The following is an 11,972-nucleotide window of genomic DNA, read 5'->3' as shown; positions in this document are numbered from 1 at the left end:
AATGAAATACATATTTCTTGTATTCGACAAGATAGAGGAAGCAGGAATGGCGATCGGGATGCTGATCATGGTGATCATGAATTTCTTCAACGTGGTCTGCCGGTTTCTGCTTCCGCAGACCCCCTTTTCCTACACGGAAGAGCTGACCGTGCTCATCTTTATCTGGGTGACCATGCTGGGCATTTCCTGTGGGTATAAAAGGGCGTCCCACACGGGGCTCAACATCCTGACAGATAAGCTGCACGGAGTGCCTAAGGAGATCGTTGTCCTGTTTGCCATGGTGTGCTCCGCCGCTTTTGCGGCGCTGCTGTTCTACGAAGGCGTGGGCATGGTGCAGAATCAGCTGGCCCACGGCCAGGTCATGCCGGGCCTTCAGATCTCGGCGGCGTTTTCGGGGATGTCCCTTCCCTGCGGCGCAGTGTTCATCTTCATCCGTTCCATCCAGGCTGGTCTGCGGGAGTGGAACGAAGTACATAAGCTGAGAAAGGAGGCGTAACATGGCGCTTATTTTATTAGGAAGTTTCTTTGTTCTTCTGCTGTGCAATATTCCTGTTGCGGCTTCCATGGGGCTGGCTGCGGTGGTGGGGATCATGTACTGCGGATTCGACCTCTCCGGTCTGCCCACGCTGATGTCCGCCTCCATTGCGAAATTCACTCTGCTGGCCATCCCGTTTTTCGTGCTGGCGGGCGTGATCATGGACTACTCGGGCATATCGAAACGGCTGGTGGCTTTTGTGAACGCCTGTGTAGGGCATAAAAAGGGTGGACTGGCTATCGTGACGGTGGTGGTAGCCTGCTTCTTCGCCGCGATCTCCGGATCCGGTCCGGCCACGGTGGCCGCTCTGGGGGGCGTGCTGATCCCGGCGATGGTGAGCAGCGGCTATTCCAAGAATTACGCTTCCGCGCTTCTGGCCTCTGCCGGCGGCATCGGCATGGTCATACCGCCAAGCATCCCGTTCGTTATCTACGGAATGCTGGCCCAGGTGTCCGTGGGCGGCATGTTCATGGCGGGCGTCATCCCCGGCATCCTCATGGGCGTGGCTTACTGTATCGCCGCTCTTTGGGGGATCCGCAATGACAAGGGCATCGTCCGTCAGGAAAAGGCGTCGGCTGCTCAGAGGTGGGCTACGTTTAAAGACGCCTTCTGGGGTCTGCTGATGCCGGTGATCATTCTGGGCGGCATCTACGGCGGCTTTTTCACCCCCACGGAGGCTGCGGGAATCGCGGTTATGTACGGACTGATCGTGGGGATCTTCATCTACAGAGAGATCGATATGAAAGCGCTGTGGCGCCTGATGATCGATTCCTGCGTCACATCGGCTGTGGTCATGTTCATCATGGGCTGCGCCGGGGTGTTCACCTGGATCCTGACTACATCAGGAGTGGCCTCCGATCTGTCCAGCGCGCTGCTTTCCGTGACGGACAACAAATATCTGCTGCTGCTGATCTTCAACGTCATCTTTCTGGTGGCAGGCTGCTTTGTGGATTCGGCCTCGGGCTTCTATATCCTGCTGCCGATCCTGCTGCCCATCGTGACGATGCTGGATCTGAATCTGTACGCTTTCGGCGTGCTGATCACCGCCAATTTCGCCGTGGGACAGGTAACGCCGCCGGTGGGTTCCAACCTGTTTGTGGCCTGCAACATGGCGAAGATCACCATGCAGGATATCTGCTCGCGGCTGGCGCCCTTCCTTGTGGCGGGCATGATCGCGCTGCTGCTCCTGACTTATTTCCCACAGATCTCGCTGTGGCTGCCTACCGTACTGGGAGCTATCTAACAGGGAAAGGATGAATTGCATTGAGAATTTCAACACAGGAGATACTGCGCAGACAGAAGCGGGTCCGGGAGGTACTGCGCAGCGAAGGCGCCGACGCGCTGATCGTGGAAGGCCGCTGCGGGATCGAACAGCGGGGGTGGATGCGGTATCTGATCGACTACTACGTTCCCGTCTTTGCGGAGTCTCTGGTCATACCTCTTGACGGGCCGGTCACTTTCTTTGCCAGAAATGAAGGCAACGCCAGAGCGGCGGGGGAGAGAGGCCTGATCGATCAGGTGATCTGCATTCCGCCGGAGGAAGCCGAAAAGCAGCCCGGAAGGTGCGTGGGACAATTTCTGAGATCCAACGGCGTATCGCGGCCCGCCCTCTGCGGCGAAATGTCCCGGATGTTTACGGGCTCGCTGAAAGAGGCGCTGGACGGCATGCCGCTGATGGATCTGACCGACAGCATGATGGAAGTGAGACTGGTGAAGAGCCAGGAAGAGCTGGCCATGTGCCGTGAAGCCGTCAAGCTGAACGAATCTGTATTCGCCAAATTCCTGAGAGGAGTCCGGGAAGGGCGCAGGGAGATCGAAGCCGTGGCGGAGGCATCCTGTCACGGGCAGAAGCTGGACTGCGAAGACCAGTTCTGGCTGATCGGTTCGGGACCGGCGCCCAGGCAGCGGTCCCTGCCGCTGGCCATACAGAAAGACCATAAATGGGAAAAGGGAGATCTCTGTTCCGTGGTGATTGAGATCGCAGGCTCCGGGGGATACTACGGAGAGATCACCCATCTGATCTCCCTTGGCGAACCATCGGAAGAGGTAAAACGTGCGTTTCGAATGCTGACTCTGGCCCGGCGGGAGGCGGAAAAACTGATCCGCCCGGGCGAAAGAGCGGGCGCGGCGGCGCAGGAAGTAAGCCGCTGTCTGATGGACGCCGGATACTGGAAGAATCCGTTTACAGGCATTATGGGACACGGACAGGGACTGGACATGTCGGAAGGTCCCATGCTGGCCGCCGGCAGCGATCTCCTGCTCAGGGAGGGAATGCGCATCAACCTGCATCCCTGTCTGACGCTGAGAAACGGCGTCGGAGTCACGGCCTGCGACTGTTACGAAGTGACGGATAAGGGCTGCCGCCGGCTTTCGGCGCTGCCGGACGATCTGATCGTCCTGTGATCTGCGGCCCGCTGAAGAAGCGTAAGACACCATTCTATATCGGTTCGTCCATGCGCATTGAACTGGCGGACGGACGAAAAGACCAGCCTGGCGGACTCCTCTCCGGGCTGGTTTTCCTATAGAAGGGGCGAGGGAGATTTTGCTTGATCAAAGCGATAAAAAAACCATAAGTTTTAATTTACCGGGGGTATTTAATGTGGGTATAATAGTAGAGTGTTTCAGAATGGAAAGGAGCCGCTGAAATGGACGAGAAAGTGATCGAACGGCTTGCGGAAATCGTAGGATCTGAGTTTGTTCTGACCGCGGAACGGATCGGGCCCTATCTGTACGATCAGACGGAGGCATGTCTGAGGCCGAAAGCAAGTCGGGAAAGCGTAGTCGTTAGACCGTCCGGCGCCCGGGAAATCTCCGACATCATGAAACTGGCCAACGCCAAACAGATCACAGTGGTGGTCCGGGGCGGGGGAACGGGGCTTTGCGGCGCGGCTATCCCCATCATGCCCAGCATTGTCATCTCCATGGAGCGCATGAAGCGGATCATCGAGGTGGATGAGAAAAACTTTATCATTACGCTGGAGAGCGGCGTGACGCTGCGCGAGATGAACGACTATCTCAAAAAGAACAGCATTTTTTATTTTCCGTCCCACTCCGGCGATGAGAACGCGCAGCTGGGCGGCCTGGTAGCGGAAAACGCGGGCGGAGTCAAATCCGGCAAACACGGGGTCATGCGCAACAATATACGCGGTCTTGAGGTAGTGCTCCCCACAGGCGAGATCGTTCAGCTCAACGGGAAGCTCCAGAAAAACAACGCCGGATACGATCTGATGCAGCTGGTCATCGGTTCGGAAGGCACTCTGTGCGTTGTGACGAAGGTCATGCTGCGCCTCTACCCGGAACCGCGGTTCAATGGGACGATCCTGGTGTCTTTCGCCAATTTCGATCAGGCCACCGACGCGTCGACGAAGATCCTTCAGACGGGAGTGGTGCCGCTTGCCATCGAATATCTGGACCGCACCATCGCCAGAAAGACGGCGGATTTTCTGCACGAGGACTGGCCGCTGAAACGGGGCAAGGTGGATCTGCTGTTCGTCATGGCGGAGGACAACGAGGACGCGCTCTTCAACGTGGGCGGCATCATCGAGGAGATATGCAGCAGTTCGGGGGCGGTGGAGAGCGTGGTGCTGGACGGACGGGACGAGCAGGAGCGGATCCTGAACATACGCAACAGTACGTATTACGCCACAAAGCCGTATCTGGCGGATACACTGGACATCACAGTGCCGCCGGCCTCGATCCCGGGACTGATGAAAGGATTCAACAGCATCGCGGGTAAATACGGCGCGGTATTTGATACGGTAGGTCATGTAGGTGACGGAAACGTTCACAATAATATTTATTTGGTAAACGACGAGATCCCTGTATATTACGAGGAAATGAAAGCGGAGCTGTATGCTCTCGCCATCGGTATGGGAGGTACGATCACCGGAGAACACGGCATCGGAAAGACCAGGAGAAGAAATCTGGCCGTACAGCTGGATGAGACCCAGGTGGATCTGATGCGAGGCATAAAGAAGCTGTTTGACCCAAATAATATTTTAAATCCGGAAACAGCCATCATATAACGGGGGAGGGGGAGTGATGAATAAAGAAACTCTCATAAAAAAAATGACTGGAGTACTGAAGGATGGCGTGCACGTGATCGACCGGGACGGTGTGACTGTCGTTTATAACCGCAAAATGGAGATCATCGAGGACCGGAAGGCTTCGGACCTGTTGGGAAAGCCCCTTATGGAGACGGGGAAGATCAATGAGAACGACAGCAAGCTGATCGAGGTCCTTCGGACAGGACTTCCCCAGGTAAATCATATCTATACCGGGATCAATAAATATGGAAATAAAGTGATCGGCAATGTATCCACCTGGCCGGTCAGCGAAAAAGGCATGATCGTGGGCGCGCTGGAGATCGTCATTGACATTACAGAGCTCAGAATGCTGCGGGAAAAAGTTCTGGGCATCACGAAGGATATCAATCAGCTGGCGCAGAAAGGCAAAAACCATGAGAGCGGAATGAACTGTATGATCTCCGACATCGTGGGCGAGAGCCGGGAGATGGAACAGGTGAAGCATTTGGCTGCTCTGGCGGCGAAATGCGACGCCAACGTGATGATCGTAGGCGAATCGGGCACAGGCAAAGAGCTGATCGCCCAGAGCATCCACAACGAGAGCGCCCGGCGGAGAAAACCGCTGATCGCGGAAAACTGCGCCGCCATACCGGAAAACCTCATGGAGAGCACGCTGTTTGGCACAGTGAAGGGCGGGTTTACAGGGGCGGTGGACAGGCCGGGCTTATTCCAGATGGCAGACGGCGGAACGCTGATCCTGGACGAGATCAACTCCCTGCCCGTTGGGCTTCAGGCCAAGCTCCTGCGCGTTCTGCAGGAAGGAAGTTTTCGGCCGGTGGGCTCGGGAGAGATCAGCCGCGTGGACGTGCGGGTGATCGCCATCACAAACAGGGACCCGGAGCAGCTGATCGAGGAGGGGATCCTTCGCACCGATCTATTCTACCGTCTGAACGTGATCGATATCTTTGTGCCCCCGCTGTCGGAGAGAGAAGATGATCTGGAGCTGCTGACCGGTTATTTCGCGGAAAAATTCGCGCGCAAGAGCGGCAAGACCACCACCGGTTTTATGCCGGAGGTGAAGGAGGCCTTTCGAAAATACCCTTGGAGAGGAAATGTCAGAGAACTGTCCAATGTGGTGGAATGCGGCGTGAATCTGGCGGAAAACGGCGAGCTGATCCAGATGGCGCACCTGCCGCATTACTTTATCAAACAAGTCCGGGAAGTTTCCCGTGTGACGCAGGTGCTGGGAGAGGTGAAGGCGGACCGAAAAGCTGCTGAACTGAACCTGATCGAGTACATGAACGAGATGGAAAAAGCGCTGGTGAAAGACGCCATGGAGCAGTGCGGCGGCAATGTGTCCAGAGCGGCGGAGCGTCTGGGGATCACCCGTCAGGCGCTGCAGCATAAACTGAGGAAGATGGAGTTTCAATAATTTATTACATAGAAACGGGAAGTGGAAACGGAAAAGGTCAGTGAAACCGGCCAGTCCAACCGGAACCGGTCAGTGGGACCGGATAGAACTGGAGAGCCGGAAAGAGCCGTGGAAACGGCCGCAGGGCAACAGCTTTTGCAGCAAAGAATGCAAAGGCTGTTGCCTTTTTTTGTCGGTGTCTCCGGGAAGAAGACTGAAATTTCAAGGCCTGCGCCCCACGGAGCTTTGGCATGAAATATGCGTTAGATAAAAGGTATAAACTGCCCGGGCTGCGGAGCCGTCCGCCCCTGGGAGCAATAATATCACTGAAATATATAAAACAAGAAAGAAAGGAGATTATTATGCAAACATTGAATGACAGAATGAGATCAATGGACATGTCGGGAGGGCTTTACGAGATCTTTCAGAAAGCGCTGGTGATGGAGGCCAACGGCGAATCGATCATCCATATGGAGATCGGCAAACCTGATTTCGACTCCCCCCGGGAAGCGAAAGACGCGCTGATCAAGGCGCTGAACGACGGATTTGTTCACTATACGGCCATGGCAGGCACGGCTGAGCTCCGGTCCGCCATCGCCGTGAAGGAGAAGCGGGACAATGGGATCGAAGCGGATCCGGAGTGCGAGATCATGGTCACGGCCGGAGCGTGCGAGGCGCTGATGGCCTTCATGCTAACCGTGCTGAACCCGGGAGACGAGATCCTCATTCCCTGTCCGTATTTTTCCGCATACACCGACATGGCTCACATCGCAGGCGTTAACATCGTGGAAGTGCCGCTGAAGCTGGAAAACGGTTTTGAACTGAAAGCCGCGGACATCGAGGAGCGGGTGACCGACAGGACCAAGGCGCTGCTGGTGAACACGCCCCACAATCCCACCGGGGCCGTGGTGGGCCGGGAGGAACTGGAAAAGATCGCAAAGCTGGCCCAGGAACGTGACCTGATCGTCGTATCAGACGAGACGTACGATCAGTTCCTGTTTACGGGAAAACACGTGAGCATATCCACTCTGCCGGGCATGAAAGAGCGGACCGTGATCGTGAATTCCACATCCAAGACCTTTTCCATGACCGGCTGGCGGCTGGGATACGCTATCGCTCCCAAAGAAATGATCCTCTATATGAACAAGGTGCACCAGAATATGTCCACCTGCGCAACCTCCTTCGTGCAAGTGGGCGTCACCGAGGCATTTTTGAACGGCAGACCCTTCACAGAGCGCATGGTGGAAGAATTCCGCGTTCGCAGAGATATGGTCGTCAAAGGCCTGCAGGCCATCGACGGGATCCGGCTGGTGGAGCCCAAAGGCGCGTTTTACATATTTCCAAGCATCGCCGGTCTGGGCATGTCTTCAACGGAATTCTGCAGCAGAGCGCTGGATGAGACCGGCGTAGCGATGGTGCCCGGCAACGCCTTCGGAAAATGCGGGGAAGGCTTTATCCGACTGGCCTACGCCTGCTCAAGACAGGAGATCGAGACAGCCATGGAACGGCTGGCCGGATTCGTCAGTACCCTCGGAAAATAAGACACGCGAAGATGCCCTGAGGCGGGAAAGGAGCAGGAGATGAAAGCTGACATTACGGCGCGGCTGGAAGAGATCGCGGGACGGGAGTTTGTCGTCTACGATCAGGGACATATCGAAGACTATCTGTACGACGAGACCGAACGGCGGCTGCGGCCGCCGGCGTGCCGGGACTGCGTGGTGGTGAAGCCCGGAAAGCCGGAGGAGATATCGGAGATACTCAAGCTGGCCAACTCGGAAAACATCACCGCAGTAGTGCGCGGCGGCGGGACCGGACTGTGCGGAGCGGCGATCCCCGTGCGGCCCAGCATCATTATCTCCATGGAACGGTTCAAAAAGATCCTGGAATACGACGATAAAAACTTCGTCATAACGGTGGAAGCCGGAGTGACGCTGAGAGAAATGAACGAGTTTCTTCAGGAAAGAAACGTCCTGTATTTTCCCTGCCATCCGGGCGGAGCCGAAGCGCAGGTAGGAGGGCTGGCCATGGAAAACGCCGGCGATCCGCGGGCGGTGAAGCACGGCGTGATGAGAAATCACATCAAAGGACTGGAAGTTGTAACGCCCACGGGCGCTCTCATCCGCCTGGGCGGAAAGCTGAGAAAAAACAACGCGGGCTACGATCTGATGCAGCTGATGATCGGATCGGAAGGCACGCTGGGCGTAGTGACCAAGGTCATGCTGCGTCTGTACCCTAAAACGAAGTACAGCGGCGTCCTTCTGGCCTCCTTCGACACCTGCGGCAGGGCGGCCGACGCGGTGACGCGGACGCTGAAGCGGGGGATCGTACCCCTGTCCATCGAGTACCTGAACCGTTCCGTAGCGCTGCGCACCGCCGAATACGTGGGCGAAAGGTGGCCTCTGGAGAAAGGGCGGTCCGATCTGCTGTTCATCGCGGAGGAGGACAGCGAGGAGGGACTCTTCGACGTGCAGAAGGCCATCGAGGAGATCTGCAGCGAGGCGGGCGCGGTGGAGAGTCTGGTCCCGGAGGCCGGCAGAGATCAGTCCGTGATCCTGACCATTTGCGACAGCGCCTACGGGGCCTTCGGAGAAGATCTGACGGATTCTATGGACATCGCCGTGCCGCCGGCGGACATTCCGCGACTGATCAGCGGATTGGAACAGATCGCGGAACGGTACGGAGCGGCCATTGACACTGTGGGACACATGGGCGACGGAAATGTTCACAGCAACGTCTATCTGGCTGAGAAAGACATCGACGACTATTATGAGGATCTGAAGCGGGAGCTCTACGCCCTGACCGTGCGCATCGGCGGCACGATCACCGGGGAATACGGCATTGGAAAAATCCGCAGAGACAGTCTGCCCGTACAGTACGACTCCACACAGCTCCGTCTCATGCGGGGCATCAAAGAACTGTTCGACCCCAACGGCATCCTGAATCCGGATACCGCGATCTACTGAGGGTCCCTGTGCTGTGGCGGGCCCCGGGCTGTGATGGCCCCCGGGCCGCCGCTGTATCTGAGGCGCCGACGTCGTCTGCCGTTCTGGGGCAGAGGACTGCCGGCGCCCTTTTTGTCTTGATTCAAAGCGGCTGCGGCATCCTGCAGCACTCCGGCAGGAAATGATGCCGTCTCATCATGTGGAGATAGGTGCGTGGGCCGATCGGAATCGAAAGGGAATGGCGCATAGGTGAAAAAGGGAAAAAAGACTAGTTATCCCCGAATACGGTGGGAAATATAGGGGAAATGGATCGGTTTTAGTGGAAATTGCATATAAAAAGCAAATAAATAGGAAATATGGAATGAAATCCGAGCCCATATGTGTGAAACAGCGAATTTTAAGCGATTTTCACCTATGGCGGGGCAGCTTGGGGCGGGAACGCAGCGGATCGCGGAGCAGTTGAAACAGTGAACCGGAGTGCCGACGAAACAAACCAACAGCAAGCCGGCCTTCATGCTGAGATCCATCCATTCAAAATCGATTATTGATCGGAAAGACTTTAAAAGTTGTGAAAGGGATGATAGAATATATCCATTGTGTGATCAGATGTGAAAAGGGGAGTCAGGACAAGATGGATGTAAAGAAAGAGATGAATCAGATCATTGAGACGGCGTACGCGGACACGCCCGGACTGGAAGGATTTCAAAAGCGGAAAAAGGTTTTGCTGTGGGCGCTGGTGCTGCTGGCGCTGGCCCAGAAAGCGGTGCTGATTTTTCTGATGGGCGCAACGTCGTGGCTGGGCATACTCATCGGCTTGACCGTGGGGATGGGAGTGGCGGCGATCTTTGCTCTGGCAGCTTACCGGGGGCCGTGGAAGGTGGGGTTTGTCTTTTATTTGCTGGGACTCATACCGGCTGTTGACGTGGCAAAAGCAGCGGGTCCGCTGTTTATGATGATCGCGGAAAATGCGCCGCTTGCTTCCTACGGCGGCGTTTTGCTGTTGTTTTCCCTGGAAACGGCCTACGCTGTGCTGGCTCTGGGGCTGGCGCTGTGGATGACCATACCGCCGCGCAGCAGGCAGCTGGGCGAGGCGGCCCATGAGATGGGGAAGGCGTGTAACAAATTAATGAAAGAAGCCCAGCCCCCCAAGACGCCGCTGACGCCGAAGCAGTGAGCCTTCTGCCCAACGGTTGAGATCAGGATGGAAAAAATCAAAAACAATAGGGGAGAGTGGCGAAATGGCAAGCATAGAGGAACAGCTGCCCGCGTTCCATTATTTTCACGTGGGCAATGGATATACGGGAAACATCGGAAACAGAAGGTATAAGATCATTACGGACAGAAACGAGAAGAAACTGACAGCCCATGTTTACGACGGGCCGCTGTGCTATGAACTGACGAAAGCGCGGGACGGGATCCTGTTTACGGGAGAATTTGAGCTGACGGAAGAAGGGTTTGACCAGTGCCGGAAGTGGCTGGAAGAGAAGATGAGGGAGACTCCGCGGAACGAATAAAGGCAGAGACCGCGGCCGTCTTAAAAAGAAAGCGGATGGCGCGTGAGTGAGACGCCATCCGCTTTCGCATATTCAGCGTGCCGCAGACGGCTGTCTGCGGTGCAGAATTCGATCTAAAGAACATCCGCGCCGTCCTCCGGGACGCCGTCCTTGCCTGCGATCCCTTTTTTCCAGCTGCCCTTGAGATAGTAGAGAAAAAGGCCTGCGGCGCAGGTGGCCCAGGACAGGACGTATGCGTAAAAGACAAATTTGACGTCGGAGATCCGGGAGGCCATAAACCAGAGAGCGGCCACACGGAGGACGCACATGTTGGAAACCATGATCAGCATGGAGGCAAACGAGTTGCCCGATCCGCTGATCACGCCGCTGAAGATCTGGATAAATCCCAGCAGGAAGTAAAAGGGGATCATGCCCTTCAGCATGTAGACGCCATACCGCAGGACCTCAGGTTCATCAGAGAAGATGGAGAGGACCGGTCCGCCGAAGATATACATGGCGACGGTCATGACCGCGGCAAAGGTAGTGCTCATGATCAGACAGGAATGGACGCCCTTGTGGATGCGGTCCAGCTTTTTCGCCCCGATATTCTGGCCGGTGAAAGTGGTCATGGCCAGCCCAAAGCTGAGAAGGGGCAGCAGCAGCAGACCGTCGATCTTGCTGTAAGCGCTCCATCCGGCCATGGCGTCGGAACCAAAACCGTTGATGTAACCCTGTACCACCACGTTTGAGAGACTGATGATCATCTGCTGGATCCCGGAGGGGATGCCCACGATAAGAATGCGCTTCAGCCGCAGAGGATGAATGCGGATCTCTTTCAGAACCAGTCCATAGCCCTCTCTGCAGCGGACCAGCTTGACGACGACCATAAGTGCGGCGACGGCCTGAGCGATCAGGGTGGCGATCGCAACGCCTTCCACGTCCATGCCGATGACGGCCACGAGAAGAATGTCCAGTATGATATTGATGATGCAGGCGACGCCCAGATAGTAGAGAGGGGTCTTGGAATCGCCAACGGCCCGGAGAACGGCGGCGCCCATATTGTAGATCGACAGGAAGATCATGCCGCTGAAAAAGATCCTCAGATAGACAGATGCCTGGTCAAACACTTCCGGCGGAGTGTTGGTCCAGATGAGGATGTGATCCGCCAGCAGCACGCCGGCCACGGACAGAAAAACACCGAAGATCAGAGTGAATGCCGCCGCCGTATGTACCGCCTGACGCAGCTTCTCTGTATCGCCGGCGCCGTAAAACTGGGAGATGACCACGCCCGCTCCGGTGGTCAGGCCCATGAAAAGACCGATCAGCAGATTGATGACGGCAAAACCCGCCCCCACGGCGGCCAGAGCGGTGCCTCCAATGAAATTTCCCACAACGATGGAATCCACCATGTTGTAAAGCTGCTGAAACAGATTTCCCAGAATCAGCGGCAAAGCAAACAGAAGAAGCTGTTTGTAGATCACTCCTTCTGTCATTAATCCTTTTTCAGTAATTTGTTTTGTTTTCTCTTGTTCCATATGTATGCTCCTTTAGACTGAGTTACATCTT

Annotated in this window: 10 protein-coding genes; 9 read left to right on the top strand and 1 reads right to left on the bottom strand. The window is 56.1% G+C overall.

What is annotated here, in order from left to right; translation table 11 throughout:
- The first annotated feature begins 1 nt into the window (after position 1).
- From E0E37_RS16670 to E0E37_RS16630, 9 genes are all read left to right on the top strand, one after another.
- Positions 2-496 carry a TRAP transporter small permease gene (locus tag E0E37_RS16670; RefSeq protein WP_130864106.1) on the top strand — a complete coding sequence of 165 codons (495 nt, stop codon included), beginning with the start codon at positions 2-4 and terminating at the stop codon, positions 494-496.
- Between the two features lies 1 nt (position 497).
- Entirely contained in the window at positions 498-1,778 is a 1,281-nt protein-coding gene (locus E0E37_RS16665; protein WP_130864105.1) for a TRAP transporter large permease, read from the top strand.
- Between the two features lie 20 nt (positions 1,779-1,798).
- The gene (locus E0E37_RS16660; protein WP_130864104.1) at positions 1,799-2,938 is read left to right on the top strand and encodes a M24 family metallopeptidase; all 1,140 of its coding nucleotides are present in this window, start codon (positions 1,799-1,801) and stop codon (positions 2,936-2,938) included.
- A gap of 242 nt (positions 2,939-3,180) precedes the next feature.
- The gene (locus E0E37_RS16655; protein WP_130864103.1) at positions 3,181-4,560 is read left to right on the top strand and encodes an FAD-binding oxidoreductase; all 1,380 of its coding nucleotides are present in this window, start codon (positions 3,181-3,183) and stop codon (positions 4,558-4,560) included.
- 16 nt (positions 4,561-4,576) lie between these two features.
- Positions 4,577-5,992 carry a sigma-54 interaction domain-containing protein gene (locus E0E37_RS16650; protein WP_130864102.1) on the top strand — a complete coding sequence of 472 codons (1,416 nt, stop codon included), beginning with the start codon at positions 4,577-4,579 and terminating at the stop codon, positions 5,990-5,992.
- Positions 5,993-6,333: 341 nt separating this feature from the next.
- Entirely contained in the window at positions 6,334-7,512 is a 1,179-nt protein-coding gene (locus tag E0E37_RS16645; protein ID WP_130864101.1) for a pyridoxal phosphate-dependent aminotransferase, read from the top strand.
- Between the two features lie 39 nt (positions 7,513-7,551).
- A complete protein-coding gene (locus E0E37_RS16640) occupies positions 7,552-8,934 on the top strand; it encodes an FAD-binding oxidoreductase (protein ID WP_130864100.1) in 1,383 nt (460 codons plus the stop codon).
- Positions 8,935-9,544: 610 nt separating this feature from the next.
- Positions 9,545-10,087 (top strand): hypothetical protein, encoded by a 543-nt coding sequence (locus E0E37_RS16635; protein WP_130864099.1) that lies wholly within the window; start codon positions 9,545-9,547, stop codon positions 10,085-10,087.
- 64 nt (positions 10,088-10,151) lie between these two features.
- Positions 10,152-10,427 carry a hypothetical protein gene (locus E0E37_RS16630; protein WP_130864098.1) on the top strand — a complete coding sequence of 92 codons (276 nt, stop codon included), beginning with the start codon at positions 10,152-10,154 and terminating at the stop codon, positions 10,425-10,427.
- A 113-nt stretch (positions 10,428-10,540) separates the two neighbouring features.
- Here the strand turns inward: E0E37_RS16630 and E0E37_RS16625 are convergent, their stop codons facing one another.
- Positions 10,541-11,941, bottom strand: a complete 1,401-nt coding sequence (locus tag E0E37_RS16625; RefSeq protein ID WP_130864097.1) for an MATE family efflux transporter — start codon at positions 11,939-11,941, stop codon at positions 10,541-10,543.
- Positions 11,942-11,972 lie beyond the last annotated feature (31 nt).

Origin of the sequence: Bacilliculturomica massiliensis (assembly GCF_900605495.1) — a bacterium.
GTDB classification, from domain to species: Bacteria; Bacillota; Clostridia; order Peptostreptococcales; family Anaerovoracaceae; genus Bacilliculturomica; species Bacilliculturomica massiliensis.
This window is presented reverse-complemented; position numbering and strand designations above follow the sequence as displayed.

Excerpts from the sequence above, each read along its gene's own strand:
- E0E37_RS16645 (WP_130864101.1), top strand. The coding sequence starts at position 6,334 with ATGCAAACATTGAATGACAGAATGAGATCAATGGACATGTCGGGAGGG.
- E0E37_RS16665 (WP_130864105.1), top strand. The coding sequence starts at position 498 with ATGGCGCTTATTTTATTAGGAAGTTTCTTTGTTCTTCTGCTGTGCAAT.
- E0E37_RS16640 (WP_130864100.1), top strand. The coding sequence starts at position 7,552 with ATGAAAGCTGACATTACGGCGCGGCTGGAAGAGATCGCGGGACGGGAG.
- E0E37_RS16655 (WP_130864103.1), top strand. The coding sequence starts at position 3,181 with ATGGACGAGAAAGTGATCGAACGGCTTGCGGAAATCGTAGGATCTGAG.
- E0E37_RS16625 (WP_130864097.1), bottom strand. The coding sequence starts at position 11,941 with ATGGAACAAGAGAAAACAAAACAAATTACTGAAAAAGGATTAATGACA.
- E0E37_RS16670 (WP_130864106.1), top strand. The coding sequence starts at position 2 with ATGAAATACATATTTCTTGTATTCGACAAGATAGAGGAAGCAGGAATG.
- E0E37_RS16630 (WP_130864098.1), top strand. The coding sequence starts at position 10,152 with ATGGCAAGCATAGAGGAACAGCTGCCCGCGTTCCATTATTTTCACGTG.
- E0E37_RS16635 (WP_130864099.1), top strand. The coding sequence starts at position 9,545 with ATGGATGTAAAGAAAGAGATGAATCAGATCATTGAGACGGCGTACGCG.
- E0E37_RS16650 (WP_130864102.1), top strand. The coding sequence starts at position 4,577 with ATGAATAAAGAAACTCTCATAAAAAAAATGACTGGAGTACTGAAGGAT.